16 protein-coding genes are annotated in these 15,731 nt (G+C 45.0%); 13 read left to right on the top strand and 3 right to left on the bottom strand.

Going from position 1 to position 15,731, the window contains the following annotated elements:
- Positions 1 to 6 precede the first annotated feature (6 nt).
- Both KDD30_RS10695 and KDD30_RS10690 read left to right on the top strand, forming a co-directional pair.
- On the top strand, positions 7 to 660 hold the full coding sequence (locus KDD30_RS10695) for a DUF2848 domain-containing protein (RefSeq protein WP_211645867.1): 654 nt from the start codon (positions 7 to 9) through the stop codon (positions 658 to 660).
- 49 nt (positions 661 to 709) lie between these two features.
- Complete coding sequence (locus KDD30_RS10690; protein WP_211645866.1) at positions 710 to 1,987, top strand: amidase family protein; 1,278 nt, start codon at positions 710 to 712, stop codon at positions 1,985 to 1,987.
- Between the two features lie 756 nt (positions 1,988 to 2,743).
- Here the strand turns inward: KDD30_RS10690 and KDD30_RS10685 are convergent.
- Complete coding sequence (locus KDD30_RS10685; RefSeq protein ID WP_211645865.1) at positions 2,744 to 4,078, bottom strand: MATE family Na+-driven efflux transporter; 1,335 nt, start codon at positions 4,076 to 4,078, stop codon at positions 2,744 to 2,746.
- Between the two features lie 368 nt (positions 4,079 to 4,446).
- Here KDD30_RS10685 and KDD30_RS10680 point away from each other — a divergent pair, with 368 nt between their 5' ends.
- From KDD30_RS10680 to KDD30_RS10670, 3 genes are all read left to right on the top strand, one after another.
- Complete coding sequence (locus tag KDD30_RS10680; RefSeq protein WP_211645864.1) at positions 4,447 to 4,770, top strand: MFS transporter; 324 nt, start codon at positions 4,447 to 4,449, stop codon at positions 4,768 to 4,770.
- A 55-nt stretch (positions 4,771 to 4,825) separates the two neighbouring features.
- On the top strand, positions 4,826 to 5,461 hold the full coding sequence (locus KDD30_RS10675) for an MFS transporter (protein ID WP_211645863.1): 636 nt from the start codon (positions 4,826 to 4,828) through the stop codon (positions 5,459 to 5,461).
- A 138-nt stretch (positions 5,462 to 5,599) separates the two neighbouring features.
- The gene (locus KDD30_RS10670; protein ID WP_211645862.1) at positions 5,600 to 6,367 is read left to right on the top strand and encodes a DeoR/GlpR family DNA-binding transcription regulator; all 768 of its coding nucleotides are present in this window, start codon (positions 5,600 to 5,602) and stop codon (positions 6,365 to 6,367) included.
- Between the two features lie 92 nt (positions 6,368 to 6,459).
- Here KDD30_RS10670 and KDD30_RS10665 read toward each other — a convergent pair whose 3' ends face one another.
- Complete coding sequence (locus KDD30_RS10665) at positions 6,460 to 7,674, bottom strand: FAD/NAD(P)-binding oxidoreductase (protein WP_211645861.1); 1,215 nt, start codon at positions 7,672 to 7,674, stop codon at positions 6,460 to 6,462.
- A complete protein-coding gene (locus KDD30_RS10660) occupies positions 7,671 to 9,074 on the bottom strand; it encodes an NAD(P)/FAD-dependent oxidoreductase (protein WP_211645860.1) in 1,404 nt (467 codons plus the stop codon). The genes KDD30_RS10665 and KDD30_RS10660 overlap by 4 nt, the downstream gene beginning before the upstream one ends.
- Positions 9,075 to 9,318: 244 nt before the next feature.
- Between KDD30_RS10660 and KDD30_RS10655 the strand changes: the two genes are divergently transcribed.
- The 8 genes from KDD30_RS10655 (at position 9,319) to KDD30_RS10620 (ending at position 15,702) form a co-directional block, all read left to right on the top strand.
- Positions 9,319 to 10,773, top strand: a complete 1,455-nt coding sequence (locus KDD30_RS10655) for an FGGY family carbohydrate kinase (protein ID WP_211645859.1) — start codon at positions 9,319 to 9,321, stop codon at positions 10,771 to 10,773.
- 9 nt (positions 10,774 to 10,782) lie between these two features.
- Complete coding sequence (eutH, locus tag KDD30_RS10650; RefSeq protein ID WP_211645858.1) at positions 10,783 to 12,018, top strand: ethanolamine utilization protein EutH; 1,236 nt, start codon at positions 10,783 to 10,785, stop codon at positions 12,016 to 12,018.
- A 31-nt stretch (positions 12,019 to 12,049) separates the two neighbouring features.
- Entirely contained in the window at positions 12,050 to 12,298 is a 249-nt protein-coding gene (locus KDD30_RS24865) for a DUF1937 family protein (RefSeq protein ID WP_211645857.1), read from the top strand.
- On the top strand, positions 12,238 to 12,402 hold the full coding sequence (locus KDD30_RS24765; RefSeq protein ID WP_371826093.1) for a DUF1937 family protein: 165 nt from the start codon (positions 12,238 to 12,240) through the stop codon (positions 12,400 to 12,402). The genes KDD30_RS24865 and KDD30_RS24765 overlap by 61 nt, the downstream gene beginning before the upstream one ends.
- A 1,076-nt stretch (positions 12,403 to 13,478) precedes the next feature.
- Positions 13,479 to 13,820 carry a hypothetical protein gene (locus tag KDD30_RS10635; RefSeq protein WP_211645855.1) on the top strand — a complete coding sequence of 114 codons (342 nt, stop codon included), beginning with the start codon at positions 13,479 to 13,481 and terminating at the stop codon, positions 13,818 to 13,820.
- Positions 13,821 to 14,159: 339 nt separating this feature from the next.
- Positions 14,160 to 14,711: a winged helix-turn-helix domain-containing protein gene (locus tag KDD30_RS10630; RefSeq protein WP_211645854.1), complete on the top strand. Its 552-nt coding sequence runs from the start codon at positions 14,160 to 14,162 to the stop codon at positions 14,709 to 14,711.
- Between the two features lie 92 nt (positions 14,712 to 14,803).
- Positions 14,804 to 15,109, top strand: a complete 306-nt coding sequence (locus KDD30_RS10625; RefSeq protein ID WP_211645853.1) for a hypothetical protein — start codon at positions 14,804 to 14,806, stop codon at positions 15,107 to 15,109.
- A gap of 167 nt (positions 15,110 to 15,276) precedes the next feature.
- Positions 15,277 to 15,702: a hypothetical protein gene (locus tag KDD30_RS10620; protein WP_211645852.1), complete on the top strand. Its 426-nt coding sequence runs from the start codon at positions 15,277 to 15,279 to the stop codon at positions 15,700 to 15,702.
- The last annotated feature ends 29 nt before the right edge of the window (positions 15,703 to 15,731 follow it).

Here is a 15,731-nt window from a genome sequence, read left to right as displayed (position 1 = left end):
GATCACATGAAGTTTTTAGTAAATGGTAAATATAAAGAGTTTCAGATTAACAAACTGATTGTTGCAGGCTGGACGGGAAGAGATAAAAGCGCGGTTCAAGCGCATATTGATGAGCTCGCTGAAATTGGCGTTGCTCCGCCATCGACGGTGCCTCTGTTTTATGAAGTAGCGGATCAGATGATGACTCAGACCAAAGAGATTCAAGTGCTGAGCAAAGGCACGTCAGGTGAAGTAGAGCCGATCATTATTCGAGCTGATAACCAATATTGGTTTGGTATCGCTTCCGATCACACTGATCGAGAACTTGAAGCGTTCTCAGTGGCGCACTCCAAACAGGTGTGTCCAAAGCCAGTATCTTCAGAGCTATGGCCATTGAGCGAGATTCAAGATCACTTAGAGCAAATTCAATTAACCTCTTGGCTTGATGAAGGGAATGGGTGGAGCAAGTATCAGCAGGGCACACTTAAGCAAATTCGACCTTTAGAAGAGTTAATTGATAAGGCCGACCTCGCAGAAAATAGCGCCATGCTTTGTGGGACGTTTCCGGCTATTGGTGGTGTAAGAAGGACCGCAAAGTTCAAAATGGAAGCGTTCGATCCCGTATTGCAGCGAAGCCTGACAGCTTATTATGTAACGGTTGAATTAGCGGTTGTCGCTTAATCTGCCACTCGTTAGGTAGTTGGTATTGTTAATAACTTGAGGAATTCAAATGAATAATGTCGTTTTGAATGAACGTGAAGCTAAGCAGATTTCACGCCCACGTTTATATTTGGAAGCGGTTAAAACCAGCCCTATCTTTACCCAGCTATTTGAGGAAGTTCCTTCACCTAGCCAAGGGGTATTGAGTGGAAAACGTGTTTCAATCAAAGCGACGTTTGATGTTCAAGGATACACAACAACAGGTGGTGGGCAGCTTCTTGGACGTCAAAGTGCTAGTGAAGATGCCAAAGCGGTACAGTTACTGAAAGAGGCTGGCGCGCAGTGTGTTGGGCATACCAACATGACGGAGCTCGCGTACTCAGGATTGGGACTGAACCCTCACTTTGGAACACCAGAAAACCCATTGGTTAAAGGAGCTATTCCAGGCGGTTCAACGAGTGGCGGCGCAGTCTCTGTGGCAAAAGGATATGCGGATATTGCGTTAGGCACTGACACGGGAGGATCACTGAGAATACCAGCGGCATTTTGTGGGTTAACGGGGTATAAACCTTCGCAGTCGTCTGTTTCTCGAATAGGGTGTTTACCGTTATCTGACTCTTTAGATAGCGTGGGCCCCATTGCGAAGAGTGTTGCAGACTGTCGATTAGCGTGGGAAGTGTTATCAGAGCAAACGGCTTCAAGCGACATGAAATGTACGGAGCAAGCAAAACACGCTGATTTTCTTATTCCGCTTAATTTTGGATTTGATGATATCGACCCTCAAATCCAGACACTGTTTGACAAGGCAGTGGCAAAAATAGAAGCGGCAGGATATCGTGTGATTCATCAACATGTCGATCTGTTTGAACAGTATAAGCAGCTGCCAGTATGGCACTTCTCTTCAGTAGAGAGCCGAAAGCACTACGCGGATTACTTTGATTTGAACAGTGATCAGCTTGATCCAAGGGTGCGATCTAGAATCCAGCGAGGCCTTGAGGTAAGCGACGATGAATTTGAACAGACCTGCGCGGCAAGGCAAGCTTTGATAGCTGAGTATGAGCGTGTTTATTCTAATACCATTATTCTATTACCTACGGTTGCATGCCAAGCACCATTGTTTTCGGTTGTAGAGCAAGACAGCGAGTATGATCGAATCAACCTGCTCTGCCTAAGAAATACTTCGTTATCGAACGTACTCAATGGGTGCAGTATTTCGTTACCTTATAATTATGGTGAAGTAATAGGTGGCATTATGCTGAACATGGTGAATGGCGCTGATGAGCAGCTACTGAGTTATTCGAAAGATATAGAGGCATTGTTTTTACGGAATTCAGATACTTTACCCTAATTACAGATAACCCGTTTTTTACTAATTAAAAGCTAGGAGCTATCCAATTTCGTCGCTTGATTGTAGGTATAATATTTCTTACACAATATCCATAATTAAGATTTGCTAAAGGGTGAACTGCTCCAGTGATATTGAAGGCTCAAATAAGTGAGCTGACACACCTCAGTTAATTTATGCATTATTAAATTAGAATAGGTGCAACTCGGAATTGTCCAAAAATAAGTTTACTAACTTCTCACGCAACTCCAGGGAAAAATTCAGGACGAATTTTTAGGTTGTCGGCGCCGGGAGCGCCTACAACCGGCCCGGACCACAATAGAGAATCAGAGGTATTTCTGGGTACTCTTGGGCCAGCAAAGAGTATCTGGCGCGCATTTCAAAAAAGCTGATTTTGGCACTGAACTCAAACGCGACATACACGCATAAATTTAAGATATATGCATGTGCTACCTGGATTCCCGCCTGCTCGGTAATGACAGCTTTTTGTATTTACGTCATAAAAAGGAATCACATCCCCTGGGAATGATTGGGTTTGAAACATGATTAATGTCCAGAACTAAACGAAGACTTCCCACAGACATGATCAATGCTTCGTTTTCGTGTGACACCATAAAAGAAAAAATCTGACACATTTCATTGCAGCTGCTGAATCAAAAGGAGGTGATGTCACCTTCGGGTTTAAACTACACGTTCGCCAATGCCTTTCATCGTCTCGCTTTGAAAACGCACATCAGGTGTATTTCTGCGCATGGATCATTACAGGTATGAATGGCTCTCTGCGTGTTGGGCTGGCTTCATGTTATCTCGTAGGGCGAGGTACAGTAACCAGGTGATTATCGCATCGGCTGTAATCCCCAAACCGAACATCATGGCAATTCTTTCAAGCGTCGGGATAAAGAGACCCGCTTGGTAAAGTACAAAAGCAGTGCCGTAAAACAAGGTATTGACGATGAGTGACTGGTACAGCATTAAATCAGTGCGTCCAATCCCGTAAAAGTAGCTGTCGATGATATTGTTCAGGCTGAAAATGACATAGAAGCCAACCATGAGCCACACGAGGTTTGTAATGGCGACTGAATCTTCAACGCCCAGAACATTCGCGATAAAGCTGTTCCACAATGGAGCGCTCAGTAACCAGATAGCGAGGATTCCGACGGTGATCCAAAGGTAACTGCGAATGCGTTCCGAGGTTAACCCACCGTTTGTCGCAGCATCTTGCTTCACCAGTTGTCCGAGTGTCAACACAGGCAGCAGCAACCATCCCCAGATAAACTGGTTTGCAACCCAGAAAGGCCCAGCTTGTTGTACTTGGTTGATTAACTGAAGAATCATGACAATAAAAGCGGTGTTGCGCACCAGGGATTCAACCCCTGACTTCCATCCAATTTTTGCCCATTCTTTCAGCCAACGTGTTGGTTTGATTGAAATCGACCTGGGGCTTAGACGAAGCCCTGATTTGGATAGGTATACGATGGCAATGAGTGCGAGAAGACTATTCACAGCAATATTACTGAAGGCAATGCCATGAACCCCCAGATGAAGGGAGTAGGGCAACTGACTCACGAAAAGGCTATCGCATAGTACGGTCATCAGAGTTTGTATGATGAGTAGTCCATAGAGCGCTGTTTGTTCGTTCTTGAGAACGAGTATCAATGACAAAAATGCATAAAAACTGGAGAGTAAAATCGCGACGGATTCCAGGCGAATATATTGGATAGTCTGCTGTAATTGATCGTTTTGTTGCTGCATGGCTTCCACAAATCGAGGCGCTAGCCACAAGACAAACAGGGTCACCAAAAGGTAGCTGGTTAAGGTCACGAACAGCGAGAGACTGGCGCGTTTACGAAAAGCTTCATTGTGATGGATCACTTGACCCAAAATAAATGCAAGCGGGATGAGCAATGCTTCACTGAGTACTTCATACCCCACATTGAGCCAAGCCACTTGCGCTGCAATACTAAAAGCCCATGGGTTGGGGATACTGCCTAAAAAATGAATTCGGGTGGTCGAGTAAATTAAAGGGATGAAGCTTGTGAGGAGCAAGACTAACCACAGACGGTAGTTGATCGCTTTTATTTCGTTGTATATCAATTTTTAGCCTTGTTCTGTGTGGGCCGCTGGAGGGAGATTTTTCTCCCAATCTGAACCGCAGTGAATTGTAAAAGATACGCCGTCATCATCAGGTTGCGACCATCCATGGGCTTGTGTGGCCGCTGATGACTTTTGAACCACAACGATTTTGTTGCATCGTCCTGAACTTCGTCCAGTGAGTTCAATCAAAGTTTGGCCACTTCGCTGAATTTCATCGTAGGATGATAGCGTTCTGTGGCTGCAAGTCACTCATTCTTCGAGGTGAAATCGTGATAAAAGCCGCTTGCGTGGCTATCGTGAAAGACTTTGACCGGCCGTCGTTCAGCCTATAGTATTGAGACTTATTCTCATTTAAATTGATCGTACTCATGGAACGATACCGAACTCATGCGCTGGTCATCGCGGCCTACCTCGGAACTTTTCTGTCGACACTGGACATCAGTATTGTCAACGTCGCGTTGCCGACGCTTCAGGAAGCGCTCCATGCGGATATGGCCGGGCTTCAGTGGATCATTAACATTTACGCGATTGCGCTTTCGGCAGTGATGTTGTCCGCAGGCCCGCTGGGCGATAAATACGGACACAAGCGGGTGTGGCTGGGCAGTGTCGCGCTCTTTGTGATGGGCTCCGTGATTTGTGCCTTCGCCGCTCTCCTGTGCCGCAGTGGCTTTTGTGGTTTTTGTCTGGATTGAGTTCACGGTCAAGCGACCACTGTTTCCCCTTCAACTTTTTCGGAATATCTCTCTGATGCCGCAATTCACAATGATGGGCGTGGCATCGTTGCTGTTTGGCCGGATGGCCCGGCATGTTTCGCTGAAGAAACTGATGGTCACTGGATATACGTTGATCGGGGTGTCTCTGTGCGCGATGTCGTTATTTGCGGTTGAGACGTCTGACATTTTTATCGGGATCACGCTTGCGGTGCTTGGTTTAGGGGCGGGGCTTTCCGTGCCTGCCACCGGGATGATGGTGATGGATTATGCGCCTGCTGAGCGCGCCGGGATTGCCTCGGCAACAATGAACGCATTGCGTCAGATCGGGATGACCCAGGGCATTGCGATACTCGGCAGCCTGATGAGCCTTTACGCGATTCAGGACATGGCCAAAAGCGTAGATGCTGACAGCATAGAGGCGGCTGTTGAGATAGCCCATCGCGCAGTGATGAGCTATGAGTTTCCGCAGGGACGTGAGGCACTGATTTTGGTTTATCAGTCCTCGATGGCGGCCGGGTTTGGCCTGGTGATGTTGTGTGCGGGCCTGTTCAGCCTGCTGGCTGCGCTTCTGCTGGTGATCTTTACCGATGACAGCCAGGCCGCTCATGAAGCGGCATCTTGTACTTTCTGGAAATCACATGATGATTCGTGTAGTTTTCATCGACGATAGGTTAGGATTGAAACTTGTGTGAGACGAAGAACACATCGCAGTCAGATGTTGATTGTTGAATGCGATTGTTCGTGTCCGCTGAACGTTCGTTAGATTGCGTATTTTGTAGGCTTGGCAACATCATAGAGACAGTTGAATATGGAAGGTATTTCACTTGAGGAAAGATTAAGTAAAATCCATGAAATCCTTTTATCTGAAGGGAAAGTCGCGGTGAATGAGTTAGCAGATAAGTTTAATGTGACTCAGGAAACCATACGAAGAGACCTGAATAAACTGGAAGCCAGGAAGTTACTTAAAAAAGTTCACGGTGGTGCCGTGAATATTCAGTCCAAATATGAATTGGATTTTGTTCAGAGGGTGAAGGAATCTTTTGACCAAAAGAAATTGATTGCTAAAAAAACGGTATCGATTTTTAAGCCGGGTGATACGGTATTTATCGACTTTGGTACAACAACTTTAGCGGTTGCAGAAGAGCTTTTTCATCTGAATGGTTTAACGGTGATTACCAATTCTCCGATGATCGCGGGGATTGTGAACGAAAATCATTCGAATACGGTCATTCTTCTGGGTGGACAGTTTGTCAAAAGCCAGAATGAGTGCCTTGGCGGGATCACGCTGTCTCATATTGACAACTTTTATGCCGACTATGCCGTGATTGGTTCAGGCGCAGTGGATCTGGAAAAAGGGTTTATGAATCAAGATCTGGATGAGGCTGCAGTGGCGAAAAAAATGATTCAGAACAGTGCTAAGACTGTGGTGGTGGTTGATGCCAAAAAGATGGGGAGTCAAGCCATCGCGAAAGTCTGCCCCTGGGAGCAAGTTGATTATCTGGTGACTGATTTTTACGATCAATCCTGGTTCACCGCAACAGAAAAGTATGCGTTATCATGGTTACGGCCTGAATAAAGTACGTCACCAAGCGGGTTCTCTTTGATTGCTTACGATGATTTTTTCGTGTAATCGATAACGCTTTCAAGGGTTATCGATTACCTGAGTCTTTAAACGATTTTAATCTGTATTTCTTGGGTCATCTTATCGAGGTGGCTGAGATTAACGTTTTTGATGCTAATTTTTCTGTGCGGTAAAAATGAACCTCTTTTTTCATGAATGACGACATCGTCAGCACATATTTGAATGGTTCCAGAGATAGCTTTTGAAACGCGAATATTGAGATCGACATGCTTTGTGTTTTCTAACGTGAAGCAAGAAGGTACGGTAAATCGAATATTTTCACCGTGATGAACCATGACTTTATTTTCTGTGGGTATTGAATCGATTAAAAAGCTATCAGCGACGGCCTGACCAATTTTTAATCCTTCAAGATAACACTGATCTCCCATATCGGCAGGATGCGTCATATTTCCAGCGGCATAATAAATATTGTCGGAGCAGCGTCCGTATTGGTCGACTATCGGGCAACCGGTATCGGGCGTATAAGCCAGATGGCTGTTTTTAATCAGAGTATTTTCTCCAACGAATTCACCACTAAAAATAACAGCGTCACAAGCGATGGTCGTCAGGTCATTATTTTTGTCTTTCACCGTAATGGCTTCGACCCGTTCTAAACCATGGATGCTTTCCAGACGGGTGCTTTTATGGATTTTGACGCCCAATAACTTTGCAAAAATTTCGGATGGTCGGTAAGCCGTCACCCGATGATTCTCTTCAATCATGGCCACGCATTTGATGCCGGCATTTCTGAGGGTCCACAGGGCTGAAAAACTCACTAAGTCTGTACCGATAATCACAGGCTGGTTGCAGGGGCGCTGCTTGGTGAGATAAACGAACTGCTGTAATGCGCCAACCGTCAGGACACCTAGGGGCCTTAAACCGGAGATGCATCTTGGGTGTCTTGGTGTTTCTCTGGCACCGGTGGCCAGAATGACACGATGCCCCTGAATCGTTTTGAAGCCCTGTGGTGTCGAAATATCTAAGAAGCCATCCTGATGAATCGCAACGACAGTCGCTCGCGTGATGACATCGATATTCCGGCAGGCTTCGAGTATTTTTTCTGAGAAAACATGGCCTTTCATCGGACGCTTATAGACCAGCGCGCCAAATGTCGGGTGCTGGCAATGACGCGGTACACCACCGGCTTCGTTTTCCCGGTCGAGCAACAGGATGTCGGTTACGCCTTTCTTTTGTAAAGCGGTTGCAGCAGCAATCCCTGCGGGACCGGCACCAATGATGACGACGTCGTAACAAGATTTCATAGAATATCTCCAACACTCAGATTCTGTTCAATGTTTTGATCAATGAGCTTGTTGACGTGACTACTGCAATAAAAGCCATTGCATCGTCCCATCATGACGCGGGTTCGTCTTCTGAGCCCACCAATACACTCCGGCGGCACTGAGGAAGCAAAGACAGCTTCAATTTCTGACTGTGTTACCAGCTCACAATGACAAACAACGCCGCCATTGTCGGGCTGTTCATATGCACGGGTTAAGTGCTGAGCAAGGTTTGGCATTTTTGGCCAATGGATGTCCTGAACTGGCGAGCATTGAATTTTATCGTTCAGATGCATCTCAAACAGTTCAGCGAGCACCTGCGCAATCCCTAATGCGGATGTCAGCCCCGTCGAGCGAATGCCTCCGGCACAAAGCCAGTTTTTTTCCCGGACGCAGGAAAGCTGATAGTCCTTGTATTCAGTCGCAGGCCTTAAGCCAGCGTAAGTGGCGGTGACGGCATGATTGATGAGTGATGGGAGCAGGGCTGTGCCTTGCTGTTTCAGATCTTCCAGCATAGGCTTCGACACCGCTGCGTGCCATCTGTCTTCCTGCTCTTCTGCGGTTGGGCCGACCAGTAAATTACCGAAAATAGTTTTACTGATGAGCACGCCTTTCGTGACAGCGGTTGGGACAGGCAGAATGATCGCATCAATGCTTTGTGCGGCGGATTTATCGAAAACCAGGAACTGTCCCTTTCTGGGGTGAATCGTAAAAGGGGATGGTCTGCAGATGTTTTCCACGATATCCCCGTTGATACCGGCACAATTGATAACAATTTTGGTTCTGAAGTCACCTTTTGAGGTGGTTAAAGTCCAGCGATCATCGTTGAACTCACCGTGGGTGACTTCACAGTGAAACTCATATTTCGCCCCATGCTCGACCGCCTGTGTCATGTAAGCGAGCGGGGTAGACCAGGGGTCAATCACACACTCGTCCGGGACGGAAACAGCACCCAACGCACCTTTGCCGAGGTTGGGTTCTTGCTGGTACAGCGCATCCACAGAGATTTCACGCACATTCATGATGCCGTTCTGGTGTGCTTTTTCAACAATGCCGGGTAAGGCTTTCAGTTGCGCTTCGTCCCATGCAACGACGAATGCACCTGTCTTTAAAACGGGTAAGTTGAAGTGTCGATGAATGCTCAGAAACTCTTCATAGCCTCGCTTCATGCAGTCGAGCTCAACACTGGCGGGGGGCGCATCAAAACCGGTGTGCAGAATGGCGCTGTTCGCTTTACTGGCCCCAGAAAGAATGTCTCCGCCCCGCTCGAGCAGTAATACGCGAGCGCCCAGCAGCGTAAACTTTCTCATGACGGCACATCCGACCACACCTCCCCCGACAATAATGACGTCCCATTCCCGGTCTATATTCGATGTCTGCATGATAAAGCCCTTTCTTGGTTCATGGAGTGAAACAATTCAAGTGAGACTATAGAACGAAAACAACATCAATCAAAACAATTCGGACTCAATTCGGACATTTCGTCGTATCGGTCACAGTTCCGGGTCATCGCCATTGAGTTGTTGGTCATTTGTTGTATTTGTTGTTTTATTGGTGTTGTTTTTGGTTGTTGTTTAGTGAAATGAAACGCATTAACAACATGAATCGGACGTGATGGTCAGCGTAATGAAAGGAAAAAACATGTTGAATCAAAGATATGCAGCGATTGATCAAGGGACAACTGGGACCCGAATCGTCATTGTGGAAGAAAATGGAGAGATTCATTCCCCAATGGCGATTCCCCATCAACAGATCACCCCCGAGAATGGTTGGGTTGAACACGACGCTGAAGAAATCTTAAACAACATTCAACACTGTTTAGCATCGGGTGGCGAAGTGGATGCCATTGGTCTGTGCCATCAGGGCGAGAGTATTGTTGCGTGGGATTCCGTGACGGGAAAGCCTGTGTATCACGCGATTGTCTGGCAGGATATGCGAACAGAATCGGCGCTGGCCGTTTTGAAAGATGAAGGCAAAGAGGCGCTGGTGCAAGAAAAAACCGGCCTTCCGTTAGACCCTTATTTTTCTGCAAGCAAAATGGGCTGGATCCTCAACAATGTTGCCAAGGCGAGTGAGTTGCTTCAAAAAGGTCAGTTGCGGATTGGCACCATGGATTCCTTTTTTATGGATCGGCTGTGCGGTGAATTCGTCACGGATTTCAGCGCTGCATCCAGAACATCACTATTCAATATTCATACCTTGGCATGGGATGTTGAAATGTGTGAACTCTTTGGGGTGCCGATTCATTGCTTGCCTGAGGTGAAAGATACCATTGGCGAGCTGGGTTTATATCATTGCAATGGAAAAGATATCCCAGTCACAGCGTTAATTGTTGATCAGTTTGCGGGTGTTTTTGGCCATGGTTGCCGAGACAGCGGCGATGCAAAAGTCACATTCGGGACAGGCACATTTGCACAAGCATTGACTGGGAATGAAATTGCAGAATTTGGAGAGTATGGCTTATTGCCTACCCTTTGTTGGAAGTTTCCCAATGAACAGCCGGTGTATGGGTTAGATGGCGGTGTTTACAATGCTGCCTCTGCAATCAATTGGGTGCGCAGTCTGGGATTATTCACAGATTTTGATGCACTTGAAAATTTTCATAAAGATTCTGCTATTTCGAGAGGGTTAGCATTTGTACCGGCACTGTCGGGCTTAGGTTGCCCTTATTGGGATCGGAGTGCTGCGGGTTTATGGGCTGGTTTGTCGTTAGAAACAACCAGAGAAGATATGTTGCAATCTGTTTTAGAGGGGATTGCTTTGCGTTCAGCAGAAGTGATCCTCTCCATGGATAAACTATCACCCTTAGGGAAAAGAATATCAATTGATGGAGGGTTGACCCAAAATAAATATTTTAAGCAATTCTTGTCCGACGTATTAAATAAAGAACTGATTGTACCTGAAAACAATGAAGTTACGTCCATCGGAACCGCATTGTTAGCCAGAAAAGGCTTAGGCGTTGAAGGTGAAATTCAATTGAATCAGTCAGCAGAAATCATTTATCCGAGAGAAATTAACCAAACGGAAATATTAAATAAATACAAAGAGATTGTATCTCGTTCAAGAGAACTAAGGTCATAGGAGAGAACCATGGAAATGTTCGGCCACTTAGTTATATACATCATTATGTTTGGTGTTGTGATCGGCGCCGCCGCATCGTTCATCAAGCCAGAGAGTCAGCTCGGGAAAGAGTTTGTTGGAGGGATACACGCAATTGGGCCTGTCTTTTTAGCGCAAGCAGGGATCATGGCTGCGATACCGATTCTGTCTGTCGCGATCAGCGGTTTACTTGGACCACTGTTTGAGTCGATGGGGTCCGATGTATCGATTGCCGCGCTGGCAATTATCGCTGTGGATATGGGCGGCTATCAGCTTGCAGATGCGCTGACGAGTAACCGTGATGTATGGATTACCGCATCTCTGGTTGGTTACACCTCCGGAGCGACAATTGTTTATCTGATCCCTGTCGGTCTCACGATGCTGGATCAGAAAGATCATAAATATCTTGCGCTGGGTGCAATGGCAGGTTTGATTAGCATTCCATTTGGTGTCCTCTGTGCCTTGATGGTTTCCACTTTAGGTCATTTACCGATTCGGGATGTGATCTCCACAAATTCAGAAGCCTTGCACTACATCGGACTCGACTTTTTATCAGCATTGAAATTGCTCGCACCACTATTCATCTTTTGTTTTGCATTGGCGGCAGGTTTAAAATATTTACCGGATCTGATGGTGAAAGTCTTTTTGGTGTTCGGGAAAATCATGGATGTCTTTATTAAGACAGTGCTTGCATTTTCTATCGTCGAGTATTTCACAGGGTTCTTTAGTTCAGTGTTCGGTGGATGGGTATTTGATCCGTTGTTTGCTGATAAAGATGAGCTGTTTCGAGCCATAGAAATTGCGGGTTATATTGGCATCATGCTGGCGGGTACTTTCCCAATTTGTTACCTGTTCCAGAAGTATGCCAAAAAGCCAATGCACTATCTTGCAAAAAAACTGAATCTTTCAGATACAGGTGCCATCGGGTTTGTGTTTGTCTTTGCGAATATCATTGCCGTATATCACTTGTTCAAAGACATGAATGCCAGAGATAAAGTGATTTGTGTTGCTTTAGGTGTATGCGCACAGGCATTGATCGGTGACCATTTGGCATTTACGGCGAACTTTCAACCGACGCTGATTCTTCCGATTTTACTCGGTAAGCTGGCTGGTGGATTATTTGCAGTATTTTTGGCCATTAAGTTCTCTGTACCTTCAGCGTTAGCATTCGAAAAGAAAGATAGAGAGACAACCACTCAGACTGATGATCTGGAATTTGCAAAGTGAATCTGAAACTCAAAACTGAACAGGAAATAAAATGACGATGTATTTCTTAGCATGTCCATATGGGCATGAAGACCGCGATACCGTAATGTATCGATTCGATGAATGTACCAAAGCGGCTGCAAAAATTTTTCAATCTGGACGTGCAGTCTATAGTCAAATTACAATGTCACATCCCGTGAATGAAGTGATTCAGGAAAATCAACTGGGGGAGAATATTGTCTGGCCCCGATTGACAAGGCGTTCATGGAAAAGTGTGATGAACTCATTGTGCTGGAATTAGAAGGGTGGCAAGAGAGTGCCGGTGTTCAACGAGAAATTGATTTTTTTCGTCAGAAAGGCGCAAAAGTATGGATGTTCAGTGAGTTTGAAAAAGAGTTTCTCTGAATTTAAGGTCGTTGAACATGAAGCCTCCCCCCTTCGTGTCATCAATCAGGCCGGCACTCGGAGTCTCTGAAATCACTGAGAATCATCTGATATGCCATGATTCATAAAATCCGATAGTCCTCTTCAATGGGGACTATTTTGCAATTGGCATCTATCAAATCAACGACCAAACGAAGGCAGATTGACCTCAAGTGCCTCGGTCATGTCTAACTTTTCAAGGGATTCATTTCTTCTGCTACAGCGTCTGCTGATGTGGCCCTCCTATATCTTTTTCACCCATGCGCCCTGATGCTTTTGATGCGTACTTCGAGGCTCAGGTGGATCGCTCACCAATGGCAAATTGTGAATCGCCGGGAATCATGGTCTCGAAGTATTGGCCATGCGTGACGTGCCAAGGAGGAGGATGAACACATGATTCAAGCTTCCTTTCATGGGGCTCTGTTCTCAATCAGTCAGGATATTCATTGAATGCCATCCTGTGTGTCGTTGCGTTGATGCACTGATTGATTGTTCTGTGGGGCAATTTGGCCCTGTGACGTGTTTGAACAGCCTCAAAATATAATTACAGTTAGGCTGAATGACTGATTTGATCACAGTTTCATTGATATTTTACTTCATTCGAGTATATCGACGGGGGAAAGTTCCTATGGCTTTCGATTAAAATTGTCGATGGAATATTAAAGTCAGACAGCTTGAGCTTAATTTTAAGTCGGGTTCGGTGATTTTCCGAGCGAGCATGTGGAATCATATTGAGTGGTCGTCTCATTAACCTTCACGAAGTTCACAGTCCAGATTTTGACTCAAGACTATGATTGGTATGGTTTTTAATTCTGATTAATCAAGTGTGATTGGTTGTGTTTTTATATAAATGTACTCTTTTAGAATCTTTGCGGATATCAATCAATATCAAGCACGATACAAGGATGATTAATTAAAGGTATGGAAAGATTAATGCGTTATATAGATCAAAATAATCAGATCCATATCTATTGACTTGGGTTTCAATTGGACAGTAATTTATAACGGCACTTCGCACTACATGGAATGATTGACACTTGGGTGTCCTGGAGATAATTATGAAGAAAGTTTTACCTGTTCTGCTGGTCAGTTTCTTAGCAATGTCTGGTTCTGCATTTGCCGATAAGAATGAAGGCAAAACTGAAATGATGGAAAACGGACTCGAAGTTAATGTCACGCCTCGTATGGATGGCGCTTGGGTATTAGTAGAAAAAGAAGGTGTACCACAAGCAAATGTCACCGTTGTGGATACCAAAGGTGACAACCGCTATATGACCAATGATAAAGGCCGTGTATTTGTATACAGCTCTAAGCCATATTCACATACGCTGAATCTGAAAGTTTCTGAAATTGGTGGTGAACCAGTTGAAGTCAAAAGTCTGATCCCTTCTGACAAGTAGTGATCTGTAACGTTTTGTGTTAAGTCGTAGGTAAAGGGACTTACCGCCAAAACCGCTCTCTCTATAGTGAGCGGTTTTTTTTGATCGTTTTTCACCAATTCTTTTAAATCCTGTAAATTCAATCGCATCAAGAAGTCATTCAAGCTTCCTGTTCAAGTTGTGTTCTGTATCCCCCTCGTGAAAGGTCATCGTTGGCTCGAAATGGGCAATGAATCTAAAATATTATGAAATAAGAAGATGGGAGGGCGGTCTACTTGATATTGATTAATATGACAATTTGGATTGAATTAATCATTTAATAAACGAGATACGTTGAAATTCATTCACTTGGTAAACCATATGAACCATATTGTTTATATTGATTCAAGCACCAGAAAACTATCTTGTCATGACAAAGTTTCTGAATCTGCCTTGGCACCTTCAGAAATTCTCATTCTGAAGGTGTTATCGCTTCCTGATGCAAGAGATGGCATCAGTAGAGATGAAATCATTGCATATGCATGGCCAGGAAAGGTTGTGACAAAAAACTCACTCAACGTTGCGATGAATAATATTCGAAACACATTGAACGAGTTGAATATTCATCCCTCGATTGTCACTCTGCGAGGCTTTGGCTACCAATTGCATCACTCTCTGGTCATTCACCAGGATGATAATACATCAAATATTGAATCAGATAATCGTGAAACAATCGCGGTGAATCAGGTTGAATTGAAAAAAATACCTCAGAACCACCAAAGTGAGGTTGAAAGAATATCCGCTTATGTTTCTATATGCCAAAAGTTGAATAAAGCCGCAAGAGATTCACTGAATGGATACAGATTCACAGCTGTTTTGATGATACTCATCTCGCTTACTGTTGCATATTATTATCAAATTAATTTGTTATGATGAAAAAAATAAATCTTCTCCTCATCTTGATATTATGCTCCCTGCTCATTTGGCCTCATCTCTATGGTCGATTTTTTCAGGCTGTTTATACAGTGAAAGAAGGTGAATATACGATTCTCATGATTTGTTCAGATGGTCAGTTCTCAGCCACTCGCCGAAACAGCCGTGATGAAGTCGTGCTTCACTCCTCAGGATCTGTGAAACGGTTTTGGTCGAATAAGATCTTTCTGTCGATTGAGAATATAGAATCTCCTGATGCGTACCTGCTGAAAGCAAATCATCCCTTGGATCACCGGGTGATTACGATTCACAGCGATACAATGACTTACTATTCATCCATTATGAAAAAAGTCGTGACAAGCCCGATTGAATATTCAGGAAATGCGAAAGATCTATAAGGGGTTGCCGAAGCCGTTCACATGAAATAACAGGTCTGATCAGCATCACGCATGGCACGTCAAAAATCCCTGCAAGTCGCTTATTTTTCACCATAATGAAAGAGTGCAGCCTAAGAAACTGCAACAAAAAAATTCGGATGCATAGACGACTGGCGCAGGGAAATTCAATGAAACATCAGCTATTGGGAATCAGTTTGACGGCGATACTGACGATTCAGTTATCGGGGTGTGGTGTCTTGTTGCATCCGGAGCGGAAGGGGCAGCGGGGTGGTCAGCTTGATCCGGCCATTGTTGTATTAGACGCAGCAGGTTTAATTTTGTTTGTCGTACCCGGGTTGATCGCTTTCGGTGTTGATTTGTATTACGGCACAATTTACCTGCCGGGCCGCGCGAAGACGCTCAGTGAAGCAGAACTCAATCTGCTCAAAACCGAGGATGGGCAGATTCAGCCAGAGCAACTCGCCAAGTATATTTCAGAGGAAACGGGACAGCGTATCCAACCGGAAGCAATGGTGTCTTATTCGGTGGGTTCTGTTGATGAGCTCAAAGTCATGCTGACAGAGGTCCAGATTTCTAAGAAGACGTCTTCATAGACGGGGCCGTGTGATTGCGTTGTCAGGGG

This window comes from Photobacterium sp. GJ3 (assembly GCF_018199995.1).
Classification (GTDB): domain Bacteria; phylum Pseudomonadota; class Gammaproteobacteria; order Enterobacterales; family Vibrionaceae; genus Photobacterium.
This window is presented reverse-complemented; position numbering and strand designations above follow the sequence as displayed.

Coding starts and splice junctions, on each gene's coding strand:
- KDD30_RS10690 (WP_211645866.1), top strand. CDS start 710: ATGAATAATGTCGTTTTGAATGAACGTGAAGCTAAGCAGATTTCACGC.
- KDD30_RS10630 (WP_211645854.1), top strand. CDS start 14,160: ATGAACCATATTGTTTATATTGATTCAAGCACCAGAAAACTATCTTGT.
- KDD30_RS10675 (WP_211645863.1), top strand. CDS start 4,826: ATGCCGCAATTCACAATGATGGGCGTGGCATCGTTGCTGTTTGGCCGG.
- KDD30_RS10660 (WP_211645860.1), bottom strand. CDS start 9,074: ATGCAGACATCGAATATAGACCGGGAATGGGACGTCATTATTGTCGGG.
- KDD30_RS10680 (WP_211645864.1), top strand. CDS start 4,447: ATGGAACGATACCGAACTCATGCGCTGGTCATCGCGGCCTACCTCGGA.
- KDD30_RS10695 (WP_211645867.1), top strand. CDS start 7: ATGAAGTTTTTAGTAAATGGTAAATATAAAGAGTTTCAGATTAACAAA.
- KDD30_RS24865 (WP_211645857.1), top strand. CDS start 12,050: ATGACGATGTATTTCTTAGCATGTCCATATGGGCATGAAGACCGCGAT.
- KDD30_RS10655 (WP_211645859.1), top strand. CDS start 9,319: ATGAAAGGAAAAAACATGTTGAATCAAAGATATGCAGCGATTGATCAA.
- KDD30_RS10620 (WP_211645852.1), top strand. CDS start 15,277: ATGAAACATCAGCTATTGGGAATCAGTTTGACGGCGATACTGACGATT.
- KDD30_RS10670 (WP_211645862.1), top strand. CDS start 5,600: ATGGAAGGTATTTCACTTGAGGAAAGATTAAGTAAAATCCATGAAATC.
- KDD30_RS10635 (WP_211645855.1), top strand. CDS start 13,479: ATGAAGAAAGTTTTACCTGTTCTGCTGGTCAGTTTCTTAGCAATGTCT.
- eutH (WP_211645858.1), top strand. CDS start 10,783: ATGGAAATGTTCGGCCACTTAGTTATATACATCATTATGTTTGGTGTT.
- KDD30_RS10665 (WP_211645861.1), bottom strand. CDS start 7,674: ATGAAATCTTGTTACGACGTCGTCATCATTGGTGCCGGTCCCGCAGGG.